Source organism: Methylobacterium sp. Leaf106 (genome assembly GCF_001422895.1).
GTDB lineage: Bacteria > Pseudomonadota > Alphaproteobacteria > Rhizobiales > Beijerinckiaceae > Methylobacterium > Methylobacterium bullatum.
In genome coordinates this window covers 1-13527 of record NZ_LMNB01000004.1, presented here as the reverse complement: position 1 = coordinate 13527, position 13527 = coordinate 1, and the positions used below count along the sequence as shown (strand labels likewise).

General features: G+C 67.0%; 10 protein-coding genes, 1 tRNA gene and 2 pseudogenes. 6 read left to right on the top strand and 7 right to left on the bottom strand.

The window, feature by feature from the left end:
- Positions 1-184: 184 nt before the first annotated feature.
- Positions 185-2164: a methyl-accepting chemotaxis protein gene (locus tag ASF34_RS05600; RefSeq protein WP_244478904.1), complete on the top strand. Its 1980-nt coding sequence runs from the start codon at positions 185-187 to the stop codon at positions 2162-2164.
- 294 nt (positions 2165-2458) lie between these two features.
- On the opposite strand, the gene ASF34_RS05595 is transcribed toward ASF34_RS05600, so the two are convergent.
- From ASF34_RS05595 to ASF34_RS05585, 3 genes are all read right to left on the bottom strand, one after another.
- Positions 2459-4267 (bottom strand): calcium-binding protein, encoded by a 1809-nt coding sequence (locus tag ASF34_RS05595; protein ID WP_056159521.1) that lies wholly within the window; start codon positions 4265-4267, stop codon positions 2459-2461.
- Positions 4268-4411: 144 nt separating this feature from the next.
- On the bottom strand, positions 4412-5299 hold the full coding sequence (locus ASF34_RS05590) for a cation diffusion facilitator family transporter (RefSeq protein ID WP_056159518.1): 888 nt from the start codon (positions 5297-5299) through the stop codon (positions 4412-4414).
- Between the two features lie 135 nt (positions 5300-5434).
- Positions 5435-5764, bottom strand: a complete 330-nt coding sequence (locus tag ASF34_RS05585; RefSeq protein ID WP_082494077.1) for a hypothetical protein — start codon at positions 5762-5764, stop codon at positions 5435-5437.
- Between the two features lie 209 nt (positions 5765-5973).
- Here ASF34_RS05585 and queA point away from each other — a divergent pair, with 209 nt between their 5' ends.
- Complete coding sequence (gene queA, locus ASF34_RS05580) at positions 5974-7062, top strand: tRNA preQ1(34) S-adenosylmethionine ribosyltransferase-isomerase QueA (RefSeq protein ID WP_056159514.1); 1089 nt, start codon at positions 5974-5976, stop codon at positions 7060-7062.
- Between the two features lie 41 nt (positions 7063-7103).
- Here queA and ASF34_RS05575 read toward each other — a convergent pair whose 3' ends face one another.
- The gene (locus ASF34_RS05575) at positions 7104-7898 is read right to left on the bottom strand and encodes a bestrophin-like domain (RefSeq protein ID WP_018043986.1); all 795 of its coding nucleotides are present in this window, start codon (positions 7896-7898) and stop codon (positions 7104-7106) included.
- Between the two features lie 283 nt (positions 7899-8181).
- Here ASF34_RS05575 and tgt point away from each other — a divergent pair, with 283 nt between their 5' ends.
- The 4 genes from tgt to ASF34_RS05555 all read left to right on the top strand — a co-directional run bounded on the left by tgt (position 8182) and on the right by ASF34_RS05555 (position 11425).
- Entirely contained in the window at positions 8182-9360 is a 1179-nt protein-coding gene (gene tgt / locus ASF34_RS05570; RefSeq protein ID WP_056159747.1) for a tRNA guanosine(34) transglycosylase Tgt, read from the top strand.
- A gap of 86 nt (positions 9361-9446) precedes the next feature.
- Positions 9447-9522, top strand: a tRNA-Lys gene (locus ASF34_RS05565).
- A gap of 242 nt (positions 9523-9764) precedes the next feature.
- On the top strand, positions 9765-9929 hold the full coding sequence (locus ASF34_RS05560) for a hypothetical protein (RefSeq protein WP_244478903.1): 165 nt from the start codon (positions 9765-9767) through the stop codon (positions 9927-9929).
- A 59-nt stretch (positions 9930-9988) separates the two neighbouring features.
- Positions 9989-11425 carry an 8'-apo-carotenoid 13,14-cleaving dioxygenase gene (locus ASF34_RS05555; RefSeq protein ID WP_056159508.1) on the top strand — a complete coding sequence of 479 codons (1437 nt, stop codon included), beginning with the start codon at positions 9989-9991 and terminating at the stop codon, positions 11423-11425.
- Positions 11426-11459: 34 nt separating this feature from the next.
- Here the strand turns inward: ASF34_RS05555 and ASF34_RS23325 are convergent.
- The 3 genes and pseudogenes from ASF34_RS23325 to ASF34_RS22660 form a co-directional block, all read right to left on the bottom strand.
- Positions 11460-11895 (bottom strand): annotated as a pseudogene (locus tag ASF34_RS23325) (hypothetical protein); the annotation flags it as partial.
- Between the two features lies 1 nt (position 11896).
- On the bottom strand, positions 11897-13035 hold a 1139-nt coding region (locus ASF34_RS05550; protein ID WP_274533742.1), incomplete at its 3' end, for a protein adenylyltransferase SelO.
- A gap of 403 nt (positions 13036-13438) precedes the next feature.
- Positions 13439-13527 (bottom strand): annotated as a pseudogene (locus tag ASF34_RS22660) (IS5/IS1182 family transposase); the annotation flags it as partial.

Below are 13527 nucleotides of genomic sequence, written 5' to 3'. Positions count from 1 at the left end.
CGATGCTCAATGTCCGAAGTCGCAGTCGTTCGCTTCACTGTTTGTATTTTAGTGTTATTGCTTGACTGATATTTGTTGCTGATATTAAAAAATTCGTAGCGCGCATAAAAGTTGTTTCAGTTTTGTTTAACGAAAGGCTGCCAACTAGAAGGGAATGCGAACGAGGCATCGTGGGGACAGCGACGTGCCGTTTTTTGATACTGATCTGCGTGCGCTCATGGCCGCGGTCGACACGTCAACAGCTCGGATCGAGTTTGCTCCTGACGGCACCGTGCTCACTGCCAACACTCTCTTTCTCGAGCTGATGGGCTATACCCTTTCCGACCTGAAGGGGCAGAACCACGCTCGATTCGTCTCTGCCGCGGAGCAAAGCAGTGAGGCTTATCGAGCGTTCTGGGAAGCGCTGCGTCATGGCGAGCCGCAGACGCGCGAGTTCAAGCGTTTCGCGAGGGATGGTCGCGAGGTCTGGATCCAGGCCACATACAATCCCGTCCTCGACCGTGCCGGACGGGTGATTCGAGTGGTCAAGTTCGCGACAGATGTGACGAAGCAGGTCTTGCGCAACATCGACAATGACGGACAGCTCGGAGCTCTGCAGCGCTCACAAGCCGTCATCGCGTTCGCACTCGATGGCACGATCCTGGATGCCAACGCCAACTTCCTTTCAGCCGTGGGCTACGCGCTCGACGAGGTCCAAGGTCGTCATCACAGCATGTTCGTGGAACCGGCCGAGCGCGAGGGTGAGGCCTATCGTAAGTTCTGGTCCGCTCTGGGCAAAGGCGAGTTCAGCTCAGGGGAGTTCAAGCGGATTGCCAAGGGCGGTCGCGAAGTCTGGATTCAGGCAACCTACAATCCGATCCGTGATCGGGATGGTGTTCCGATCAAGGTCGTGAAGTTCGCCACCGACATTACCGGGCAGAAACTGCAGGTCGCGGATGCCATGGCTCAGTTGGCGGCGGTCAATCGCTCACAGGCCGTCATCGAGTTCGCTCCCGACACGACGGTCCTCGATGCCAATGCGAATTTCCTGAAGTCGCTCGGCTACGGGATCGAGGAGATCAGGGGGCGACCGCACGCCATCTTCGTGGAGCCAGGCTACGCACAGACGGCGGACTACGCCGCGTTCTGGGACCGCCTGAGAGGCGGCAGTTTCTCATCGGGCATGTTCCAGCGCTTCGGCAAGGGCGGCCGTGCCGTGTGGATCCAGGCCAGCTACAACCCGATCTTCGACCCGAGTGGCCGATTGATCAAGATCGTCAAGTACGCTTCCGACGTCACCGCCAACATGGAGGCGCGGTCGGTCGCGGTGGAGGCCGCCGAGCGCACTCTCGATAACGTTCAGGCGGTCACGGATGCGGCGGACGCCATGAATGCGTCGGCGCTCTCGATCTCTCGCAGCATGATTCAGTCCAAGACCGTCGTGGACGACATCCATGGTCGAGCCGGCGAGGCGGATGCCGCAACCGAGCGGCTGCGTTCGGCCGCGCATTCGATGAGCGGCGTTGCCACCCTGATCACGGACATTGCGCAACAGATCAATCTGCTGGCGTTGAACGCGACGATCGAGGCGGCACGGGCCGGCGAGGCAGGGCGCGGCTTTGCTGTGGTCGCGACCGAAGTGAAGAACCTGGCTGGTCAGGCCGCAGCGGCCACGAACCGGATCAGCAGCGAAATCACGGGCATGCAGGCTGTCTCGAGCGAGGTCGCGGCCACCCTGGCCTCGATCACTGCGGCGATCGGTACGATCAGCCAGCATGTCGATGGCGTTGCTGCTTCGATGGATCAGCAGGCGCACGCCACGGGTGAGATCCTGGCCAGCATGCAGCAGGCTGCCGACGGTGTGTCGAGCATCAGCACGGGCTTGGACAATTGGACCGTTGGGATGGAGGAACGGCGCGCCGATCGCCGAACGCGTATCCTGCTGCCTGCTCACATTCATGTCTCGGACGGCGGCCGCATCGCCTGCTCGATCCGCGACCTGTCGGACGGCGGCGCACGGTTGCATGTGCGCCTGCATACCACGGTGCCGGAACGGTTCGTCCTCATCGTCGATGCGGACGGACGCCGGTTCGACTGCCTCGTACGGCATCGCTCCGGCGCGAGCATGAACGTGCAGTTCCTTCAATCTTCAGATGCGAAGCCAGTGCGTTCCGTCGCCGTTTAGAGCTTGCACCCCTGGCGACCGAAAGTGCCTCACGAAACTCCCGCTGCGCCGTCATGCTCGGAGCGGGAACCGACCGTGATCGGAAGGTCGTGAGGCACTCCTACGGCAACGCGTGCTGCACCCATTCACCCGGTGTCGCGTCCCGGCCGCGCGTTCGGGAAGGCCGTTCGGCGCGATCGCCGATCCCTCCCGCCCGGTGGAGCCGCGGGCTCGCGCCGGGCGGAGAGGCCGACGGACCCGTGGCCAAGGCCCGCTTTGGGGAAGATTCCTAGAACCCCTCGCCCGCTGCCCGTGTCAGACCACCAGCACGTCCGAGGCGGTGAGCGCCGGCTTGTCGAGGAGGGTCGCCAGCAGGATGGCATCGTGGGCGCCGCCGGAGCCGTCCGCGTCGTAGTAGAGATGGCCCTTGGCCGCGTCGTAGACGATGCGGTGGTCTTCCGTGGTCGCGGCGCCGAGGGCGAAGGCCTCGTCCGTCAGCTGGCCGGCGGTCAGGGCCGTGAAGACGCCCGCATTGAGGACGAGCCTGTCCTCGCCGTGGCTGAAATCGACGATCCGGTCCTTTTCGCCGGCCGGCGGCACGACATCGAACACGAAGGCGTCGGCCCCGGCATCGCCGCGCAAAACATCCGTCCCCGCGCCGCCGGTCAGGATATCGTCACCGTCGCCGCCGAACAGGCGGTCGTCGCCCGCGCCGCCGAGGAACTGGTTGGCCCCGGCATCGCCCCTCATGGAATCGGCGAAGGCCGAGCCTTTCACGATCTCGAAGCCGGAGACGCCGCCGGTGCCCGTGGCCCGGCCGCTCTCGAACAGCGCGCGCGCCGACGCGCCGAACTCCGAATAGTCGAGGGTGTCGGTGCCGTCGCCGCCCAGGCTCAGGCCGCGGATGGCCGAGCCCGTCTCGATGGCCAGGGTGTTGTCGCCGGAGCCGAACTGGATCGCGGTGCCGCCCCCGCTGAGGATGCGGCCCGCATTGACGACCACGTCGTCGAGCGCGCTGACGATTCTGATCGCGATGCCCGAGCCGCCCTGGATGAGCCCCGCATTGTCGATGCTCGTCACGAAGGGCGCGTCCCCCTGCGACGAGTCGTCGATCAGGATGCCGAGGCCGGCGCCGTAGATCCGCGCGCCGGCGAGGTTGACGATGTCGCCGCCGCCCGCCGCGATGCCCTCCGCCGTGTTGGGCAGGCCATCCGACCCCGTGCCGCCGGCGCCGAGGCCGCGGATGGTGCCGTGGTTTTCGATCGTCGCACGGAAATCGATGTCGATCCCGTCGCCGTCGCCATCGTTGATGCCGTCCGGGCCGCCGCCGTCCTCGGCACCGGGCGTCGCGCCGTTGACGTCGGAGCCGGTCGCATCGGCGAAGGAACCCGTGATGATCCCGTGATTGATCACGGTCGCCGTGCCGTCGGAGCCGATGCCTGAGCCGTTGCCGCCGAGGATGCGGGCTCCGGCCTCGTTGGTCACCGTGACGAGGCTGTCCTCGCCCATATTGATTCCGTGGCGGTCGCCGAGGATGGCGCCGCCGGCCGCGTTGCGGATCGTCCCGCTCGCCCCGTCCTCGAACTGGATGCCGTCGGCGCCCTGAACATAGCCGTTGGCCGAGCCGCCATGGATGGTGCCGCTGTTGACGAGATCGAGGGTCGCGCCGATCTTCACGCCGTCGGCTGCCAGCGCCAGCAGCGATCCCGCATTGTCGATCTCGGCGAGGAATTCGCCCGTGGTCGCGGCGAGGTCGAGGGCCTGGCCTTCGGCGGAGACGATGGTGGAGTCGGCTTCCGTGACGATCGTGAGCGTGCCGGCGGCGACGGTGCCGGACTGGATCTGCACGGCGTCGTCGTCGGAGCGGATGGTGCCGCCATTGTCGATCGTCGCGGTCAGGGTCGCGCCGATTCCGCTCTCGAAGCGGATCGCCCGGCCGCCGTCGGTGGTGTTCTCGATCAGGCCGTCATTGTGGATCTCGGCGCCGTCGGGGGCGGAGGTGAAGCGCACGGACTGAGCGTTTGCGGAGACAGAAAGGGTTCCGTCCACCTGCAGGGTGTCCGCGCCGGCCAGGGTGATACGGCCCGTCTGCGTGGTGCCGTTCGCGACGGAATGGGCGGTCATGCGGTCTCATCCTCGGCCGGACGCGTCCGCGGACGGGCGGACGTCAAATCACCGGGCGTGGCGGACATTAGGGGGGTCGGATGACGCTCGAACGACGGTGCGCGTGGCGGTGGATTCCTGCCGGATTCCGGGGGGGCTTGCCCCCTACACCACCGGCACGCCGCGTCCCTTGGCATGCTCGGCCGGCTCCACGTGGATGACCACGACGGCCCCCTCGATGGCGCTCTCGATGGCACTTTCCAGGCGGTCGCAGATGTCGTGCGAGTCCTTCACGGTCATCTCGCCGGGCACCACGAGGTGGAAGTCGATGAAGGTCGCCTGCCCTGCATGGCGCGTGCGCACGTCGTGCGCCTCCAGGGCGCCCTCCCCGTGATCCGAGATCAACGTGCGGATCTGGGTCACCATCTCGGCGGGCGCCGCCTTGTCGAGGAGGCCGCTCACGGAATCGCGCACCATGGTCCAGCCCGACCACAGGATGTTCAAGGCGACGAGGCCGGCGATGAGCGGGTCGAGGATCAGGGTTCCGGTGACGGCCACCAGGGCGACGCCGATCAGGACCCCGCCCGAAGTGACCACGTCCGACATCACATGACGCGCATCGGCGACCAGGGCCGGCGACCGCCACGCCCTGCCGCGACTCAGAAGCGCGACGGCCCAGGCGGCGTTGATGGCCGTCCCCACCGCGCTGACGGCCAGGCCCAGAATCGGCGCATCGAGGGGCTTCGGGGCGAGGAGACCGTAATAGGATTCACGTAGGATGAGGATGGCAGCTACGATGATGAGAGCCCCCTCGATCACCGCCGAGAAATACTCGGCCTTGTGATGCCCGAACTGGTGGTCCTCATCGGCGGGCGCAGCGGCCACACGCAAGGCAATGAAGGCGAAGGCCGCCGCCGCCACGTTGATGATGCTCTCCAGCGCGTCGGAATACAGCGCGAGACTGCCGGTGAGCCAGTAGGCGGTGAATTTGATCGCCATCACGAGAAGGCCGATTCCGGCGCTCGCGAGGGCGGCTTTTTGGGTGCGGTCCATTTCCGGTGCCGATCCGTGACGGGCCCGCCGGATAAAGGAGCGGGGCGTGGCGCTAGGCGGCCCCGCCCATACGATCATCCCCGCCGGGAAGGCCACGGCAAAGGTTGAACCCACCGGTGAAGGGTTTAGTCGTGGCTATGTCTGGGGCTCACCCTTCTGCGGACCGGGCGCCGCACCCGCCCGACGCTCCGCTTCGCGCGCGGCGCTGCGTGCGCCCTGGGCTCGTGCCCGCTCGGCCTTGCGCGCATAAGTCCGGGCCATCCACCCCCAGCGGGCATTGGCCGCCATCACGTCGAGACGCCGGGCTTCGCGCTCCCAATAGGACATCAACTGCGAGTCCAGCGTGACCCGACGGCGCGGAACCTTGATGTTAGTCGCGCCATTCTTGAGGTTTTCAATCATCAAACGAACCGCATTGGAGCAAGATTGCTTGGAGACCACGCCGATTTGCTTCCGGGCGGTCAAGGTTGTTTTCAACGTAGATCTGTAACAATGCGGCGCGTGTGAAGGTTGTTGGCACGCAAAGAAGCACGAGCCATGCAGGCCACGCATTGTTGGCCCCTCTCCGTCCTGCGGCTTCCGCCTGCGCCACAACATTCCTTCGCACCGTCATCGGGCTGGAAGGCTGTCATCGGCCATTGATCCCGGGCCAGGAACCGTGCTGTTGGCGCGCGATGCGCGTCGACCTCTTCGATTTCGATCTGCCCGAAGCGAGCATCGCCCTCAGGCCGCCGCAGCCTCGCGATGCCGGGCGACTGCTCGTGGTCCGTCCCGGCGAGGCGCTGGAGGACCGCGCCGTGCGCGACCTCGCCGATCTGCTGAGACCGGGCGATGCCCTCGTCTTCAACGACACTCGCGTGATCCCGGCCCGACTTCGCGGCATCCGCCATCGCCCCGGTTCGCCGGGCCTTCGCATGGAGGCGATGCTCCACCTACGCGAAGCACCCGAATGCTGGCGCGCCTTCGCCCGGCCGGGCAAGCGCCTCGCCGTCGGCGACAGGGTCCGCTTCGGACGGGATGGCGAAGGCGACGCCTGCACCCTCGGCCTCCTCGACGCCACCATCGCGGAGAAGGGGGCGGGGGGCGAGATCGTGCTGCGCTTCGAGCTCTCCGGCCCTGCCCTAGACGAGGCCATCGCGCTTGTCGGCGAGCTGCCGTTGCCGCCCTACATCGCGGGCAAGCGTAGCACCGACGCGCGGGACACGGTGGATTACCAGACGGTGTACGCCCGCGAGGCCGGAGCCGTGGCCGCCCCCACCGCGGGCCTGCACTTTACCGACGACCTCCTCGCCCGCATCGACGCCGCCGGGATCGCGCGTCACAGCGTGACCCTGCATGTGGGCGCGGGCACCTTCCTCCCCGTCAAGGCCGATGACACCGACGACCACCGCATGCATGCCGAGATCGGCCTCCTCGATCAGGCGACGGCCGAGGCGCTCAATGCCATGCGCGCCGCGGGCGGTCGCATCGTCGCGGTCGGGACCACGGCCCTGCGCCTTCTCGAAAGCGCGGCGGACGGAGACGGCCGGCTTCGCGCCTTTGCCGGCCCCACCGACATCTTCATCACGCCGGGCACCCGAATCCGTGCCGTGGACGCGCTGATGACCAACTTCCACCTGCCGCGCTCGACCCTGTTCATGCTGGTCTCTGCCTTCTCGGGCTTGGAGACGATGCGGGCGGCCTATGCGTATGCCGTCGAGGGCGGCTATCGGTTCTACTCGTATGGGGATTCGAGCCTGCTGTTTCCCGCACCATCCAAGTGAACGTCCCTGGCGGCGCCCCGCCTCCCCCATCGATCGGAGAATCATTCCATATGGGTCGTCATCATGCTCTTGGCGCGCTCGAAGGCCGCGGGACCGAGGGCGAAAGGGCCGTCGAAGGGGCGCTCGTGGAGCGCGATGACCGACAGCGTCCCGACCATCGCCGTGGAGAAGATGACGAGCGTGATGACCTGAGCGCGCGGCTTGTCGACGTGGACGATGCCGATTGAGATCAGCGTCAGAGTGCAGAGAAACAGCAACGTCATCCACTTCGAATCGTCGCTCTCGCTCGCGCTCAGGGCCAGCCGCTCGCCGCGCGCCTCCCGCAGGTTCATGATCGTGGTCATCAGGGCGGTATGAGCGACGACACCGGATGCGCTGGTCTGAACCGGGTCGGCCACCATCTTCATGAGCCTGCTGAGCGCCGCTCCCGCCTCGCTGGAATAGGGCGTCTTCGTTCCCATCTTGGGGAACTCGTCGGCGATGACCGCATCCGCATAGGCGAGCAGCGCCTTCTGAATGTCGGACATGTCCGAGACCGTGGCCTCGCTGAGATCGTAGGCGGCGATCAGGTTGGCCCGCTCCGTCTGAACGATGCGCGACGCCTTGCCCTGCCGCTCCCAGGCATCGTTCGCCACGAAACCGGTCAGCAGGGCGAGGAGAATTCCGATCGAGCTGAAGAACGACGCGACGATCCCACCGACATTGTTGAGCAGATGGGTCCGGGTGTAGGGGACGTTCGTCAGGACGACCAGGACGATCGAGACTGTCGCAAACAGAGAGGCGAGAATGACGATCATCAGCCAGATCGGCTGATCGAGCCAGAGTCCTAGGAGCATCTATAGACCTCGCGATCATATGGTGAGCCGGCCGCGCGGAAGAGCCCTCGTCTGGAGGAGTCCTCGTTTTGGGGACTCCTAGTCTGAATGCCCGGGTGGTTGGCGGATCTCCGATACTCCTTGAATGCGCTGTGGACCAGTAGCCTGGATCGACGGCCACCGCCCCGGCACGGGCCGACTCGTCTGGCGCTGTCATTTCCGTTTACGGCGCACGTCCTCCCGCATCGGCTTTTGCCGAGAACCGGCATCCACTTTTCCGGCCGATGCTCTAAACACCATGCCCATGTCCGAGACTCCCTCCCTTCGCAGCAACGCTTCCGAGCATTTCACATTCCGCGTCGACGCCACCGACGGGCAGGCCCGCACCGGGGCGATCTCGATGCCGCGCGGCACGATCCGCACACCGGCCTTCATGCCGGTGGGGACGGCCGCCACCGTCAAGGCGATGTATCCGGGCCAGGTTCGCGACCTCGGCGCCGACGTGGTGCTCGGCAACACCTATCACCTGATGCTGCGTCCCGGCCCCGAGCGCATGGAGCGACTCGGCGGCCTCCACCATTTCATGAACTGGCCGCACCCGATCCTCACCGATTCCGGCGGTTTCCAGGTGATGTCTCTCTCCGCCTTGAGGAAACTCGACGAGCAGGGCGTCACTTTCCGCTCGCATGTGGACGGCTCGGCCCACCACATGAGCCCGGAGCGCAGCATCGAGATCCAGGGGCTCCTCGGCTCCGACATCCAGATGCAGCTCGATGAATGCGTGCGGCTCCCCGCCGAGCGGCCGGCCATCGAGAGCGCGATGCGGTTGTCCCTGCGCTGGGCCGAGCGCTGCCGGCTTCAGTTCGGCGAGCAGCCGGGCAAGGCGATGTTCGGCATCGTCCAGGGCGGCGACGTGCCGGACCTGCGCGTCGAGAGCGCCAGGGGCCTCGTCGGTCTCGACCTCAAGGGCTACGCCATCGGTGGCCTCGCCGTGGGCGAGCCACAGGCGGTGATGCTGGCGATGATCGAGACGGTGGAGCCGCATCTGCCCAGGGACAAGCCGCGCTACCTCATGGGCGTCGGCACGCCCGACGATCTCATGCGATCGGTGGCACGCGGCATCGACATGTTCGACTGCGTGATGCCGACCCGCGCCGGCCGCCACGGCCTCGCCTATACCCGCTTTGGACGGATCAACCTGCGCAATGCCCGGTTCGCCGAGGATTCCCGCCCCCTCGACGAGACCTCCGCCTGCCCGGCGGCGCGCGACTATTCCCGCGCCTACCTCCACCATCTCGTGCGCACCGACGAGATCCTGGGCATGATGCTGCTGACCTGGAACAACCTGTCCTATTACCAGGATCTGATGTCCGGAATGCGGGGGGCGATCGCGGCGGGCCGCCTTGCGGATTTCGCCGGCGAGACTCGCGAGGCCTGGGCTCGCGCAGAGGCGGAGCGCGCCAGCGCGAATCTGGCCGGTTGACCCCTTCGACCCAACCCCCTATTGCGAGCCATGCTTCTCACGACAGCCGGCCCGATCGTCATCGAGCCAGGCCCTTCTGAGCAAGCGAGCGCGTAGCTCAGCTGGTAGAGCAACGGACTTTTAATCTGTAGGTCCTGGGTTCGAGTCCCAGCGCGCTCACCAGTATTTTCAATGACTTAGCCTGTTGAAATTTGTGGTTCTAGGATTTCTAGCGACCATACAGCTACCATCGCGTTGCACCCTCCCGCTCGAGCTGTTTGGGCCTGCTGCCTTCTAATCTCTTAATTGCCCAGAGGCACTGTGCGGTCTCGCTTGACGACCATCTTTCTGTAATAATTATGCGACACTGCGGTGCTTTGGGGCGTGCGTCGGAACGGGGGGACAGCCGCGACGCGATCGGCTTCATGCAGCGGCTGCCGTTTCGCCTGATGCTCGGACGCGCCTACGACGACAAGGATGCCCAAGAAATGCGCAACGGCCGGATCGCCCGGGCAGACGTGGCTGCATACATCGTCGGCCAGATCGCAGAACCGTCCCACGCGGGCAAGGCCGTCGTCTTCGTCCGGTGACGGGGGACGCCCCGCGTCACGACGGCCTTCGCCCCCGCACCGCACCAAGATCGCCACAGATGCCGAAACTCGTCGAATCCAGCCTGCGTGTCGCCGCCGAGGGCCTCGTCGCGCTGGTGGCGGCCTGCAACCGGCTACGCCTGCCGCAGACGCCGCACCCGTTCGTGGTCGGCGTGCACGCGCCGATGCGTGAGGAACTGACGCTGTGGGACCTGCCCGTGACCGGGGCGATCCCGGCTGGGCTCGACGGACGCTACTTCAAGATGGGCGCCAACCCTGCCAGTCCGACGACGCGCGGCCACGACTGGTTTCTGGGCGACGGCATGGTGCACGGCTTGCGTATCGAGGGCAGCAAAGCCCTGTGGTACCGCAACCGCTGGATCGGCTCGCGGACGGCATCCGCGGCACTCCGCCGGCCCGCTGCGCCTGGACCACGCCGGGGCGATGATACCGTCGACACCAACGTCGTCGAGATCGGCGGCCGCGCCTTCGCCGTGGTCGAGGCCGGCAGCTTTCCCGTCGCTCTGTCCGACGATTTGGAAGTGCAACGCTACGATCGGTTCGACGGCACGCTCGCCGGCTCCTTCAGCGGGCACCCGCACCGCGATCCGGCGAGCGGCGAGACACATGCCATCGCCTATGACGGCCGCGTTTGGGACAGCGTGCGCCACGTCGTTCTCTCGACCGCGGGCCGGGTCGTGCGCGACGTGTCGATCCCGGTCGAGCACGGCCCCTGCATCCACGATTGCGCGGTCACAGCGCGTTTCGTCGTCGTGCTGGACCTGCCGGTCACCTTCTCGATGCGGGCGGTGCTGGCCGGCCACCGCTTCCCTTTCCGTTGGAACCCGGCCCACCGTGCCCGCGTCGGCCTGCTCCCCCGGCACGGCACGGCCGCCGACATCGTGTGGTGCGCGGTCGAGCCGTGCTTCGTCTTCCACGTCGCCAATGCCTACGACGACGCGGACGGGCGGGTGGTCCTCGACGTCGTCGCCTACGAGAGGGTGTTCGCCTCGGCCGGTGGCGGCCTCGATACGCCGGGCCAGCTGGAGCGCTGGACCGCCAATCCCGCGACGGGGCAGGTCGACCGGCGGGTGATCGACCCTGCGGCCCAGGAGTTCCCGCGGATCGACGAGCGCCGCTTCGGGCGGCCTCACCGCTACGTCTACACGGGCTCGGTCCCCGCTGATGGCAACACGCAGCTCGTCGGGGCGACACAGGTCTACAAGCACGACCTGGCGACGGGGGAGCGGCGCGTGCACGAGTTCGGCGCCGACCGCGTCCCGGGGGAATTCGTGTTCGTGCCGGCGGGGCCGGAGGCCGGCGAGGACGAGGGGTGGCTCATCGGCCTCGTCATCGACAGGGCGAGCGACACCACGGACTTCACAATCCTCGACGCACGCGCGTTCGAGGCGCCGCCCGTCGCCACGGTCCGTCTCGGGCACCGGATCCCGCCGGGATTCCACGGAAACTGGTTTCCGAACCATGGGGCCGAATGACGATCTCCAGTGACGCGGACGCCGACGCGCGCGTTCACGTGCCGCAGAACGTGCGGTAGTCCGCCCCGCCGCCCTCGGGCGCCTCGGCGTAGCGAGCATGGGCAGGCTGGTTGTCGTAGGGCCGCGACAGCACCGCCAACAGCTCTTCGAACGGGCCGAAGTCGTCTCGCTCGACCGCTGCCGCGATCATCGCCTCGACGTGGTGATTGCGAGGGATGAAGGCCGGGTTGACGGCGCGCATGGCTGACGCCGTCGCCGCGGGGTTCCGTCCCTCTTCATCCAACAGCTTCCGCCAGCCTACGGCCCAGGCGCCGTACTCTGTCGGGTCGACGAACAGGTCGCGCACCCCGACATCCGCCTCCGGCCGCTCGGCCGCGTCGCAGAGGCGGCGGAAGGTCAGGGTGAAGTCAGCTTGGTTCTTCGCCATCCGCGCCAGCAAGTCGTCCGCAAGCGCGACGGTTCCGTCCCGGNGCCGCGTCGCAGAGGCGGCGGAAGGTCAGGGTGAAGTCAGCTTGGTTCTTCGCCATCCGCGCCAGCAAGTCGTCCGCAAGCGCGACGGTTCCGTCCCGATCAGCGGACAGCCCGAGCTTGTGCGCAAGGCCATCGTGATACGCTTTCTCGAAGCGGGGGCCGAACCCGGCGAGCGCTGCCTCGGCCGCGGCGACCGCCGCCTCCTCGTCCTCGGCCAGCAGCGGTAGCAAGGCCTCGGCGAGACGGGTGAGGTTCCACAGGGCGATCCCGGGCTGCTGGCCGTAGGCGTAGCGCCCGTGCGCGTCGATCGAGCTGAAACTCGTGCGCGGATCGTAGGTGTCGAGGAAGGCGCAGGGACCGTAGTCGATCGTCTCGCCGGCCACCGACATGTTGTCTGTGTTCATCACTCCGTGGACGAAGCCGACCAGCAGCCAGGCCGCCACGAGGTCGGCTTGGCGGGCGACGACGCCGTCGAGCAGCGCACCGTAGGGATGTTCCGCGAAGGAGGCCTCGGGATAGTGGCGGGCGAGGACGTGGTCGGCGAGCGTCCGCACGGCCTCGGCGTCGCCCCGGGCGGCGAAGTATTGGAAGGTACCGACCCGGATATGGCTGGCCGCCACGCGGGCGAGCACCGCCCCGGGCAGCCGGGTCTCACGCACCACCAACTCGCCGGTGGCAACCGCCGCCAGCGCCCGTGTGGTCGGGATGCCGAGCGCGGCCATGGCCTCGCTCACGAGATACTCGCGCAGCACCGGCCCGAGCGCCGCCCGGCCGTCGCCGCGGCGTGAGAACGGGGTCGGGCCCGCGCCCTTGAGCTGGATGTCGCAGCGGCACCCGTCACGGTCGACGACCTCGCCGAGCAGAACGGCGCGCCCGTCACCGAGCTGCGGCACGAAGTTGCCGAACTGGTGCCCGGCGTAAGCCGTCGCGATCGGCTCGGCACCTTCAGGGACGCTGTTCCCCGCGAGCATCCCCACCCCGGCGGGGCCGGCGAGCCAATCCGGGTCCATGCCGAGGTTCGCCGCCAGCGCGCGGTTCAAACGGATCAGGCGCGGGCCTGCGACGGGTGTCGGGGCGCGGCGGACGAAGAAGCGGTCCGGCAAGCGGACGTAGCTGTTGTCGAACGGGATCGTCGTCATGGTCAGGAGTTATGGGCGACCACGCCGGCGGACAAGCACCTTCCGGGGACCGGTTGGCCATCCGGGTGATGTAGGTTGGTTGGGGCATGTGGAGCTGCGTTAATCGGTTGCGCGCTACCCCGCCCTACGGGGGGGCATTCCCTCGCCACCGGAGGCGGCTGCAGGCGTCGAGAGCCCCCATCGGCGGTGTTGCCCCGCTTTAGACCGAGATGGCCGGCCTGGCTTGTTGATGACGCTCTCAGGGGTATCGATATCGGTGCCCCCGAACCCTTGGGCTTCGGTCGCATCGGCTTCTCCCCGACGCGCGCTAGCTCACGGTCATGGATCGCATTTTCTCCATGACCCGCGCCGCCGGACTTGAACGTCTCGCCGCCTTCCTCAGAGATGAGGGGGCTAAGAGCGCCTAACAGAACCGTTTGATCTGGTTGAGAGTGATGAGACTGGTCGCGAGGCTCGTGAAGGCCTCGTAGATGTCGCTGCGTCGCTCGTAGC

Coding starts and splice junctions, on each gene's coding strand:
- ASF34_RS05595 (WP_056159521.1), bottom strand. CDS start 4,267: ATGACCGCCCATTCCGTCGCGAACGGCACCACGCAGACGGGCCGTATC.
- queA (WP_056159514.1), top strand. CDS start 5,974: ATGCGCGTCGACCTCTTCGATTTCGATCTGCCCGAAGCGAGCATCGCC.
- ASF34_RS05555 (WP_056159508.1), top strand. CDS start 9,989: ATGCCGAAACTCGTCGAATCCAGCCTGCGTGTCGCCGCCGAGGGCCTC.
- ASF34_RS05575 (WP_018043986.1), bottom strand. CDS start 7,898: ATGCTCCTAGGACTCTGGCTCGATCAGCCGATCTGGCTGATGATCGTC.
- ASF34_RS05590 (WP_056159518.1), bottom strand. CDS start 5,299: ATGGACCGCACCCAAAAAGCCGCCCTCGCGAGCGCCGGAATCGGCCTT.
- tgt (WP_056159747.1), top strand. CDS start 8,182: ATGTCCGAGACTCCCTCCCTTCGCAGCAACGCTTCCGAGCATTTCACA.
- ASF34_RS05560 (WP_244478903.1), top strand. CDS start 9,765: ATGCAGCGGCTGCCGTTTCGCCTGATGCTCGGACGCGCCTACGACGAC.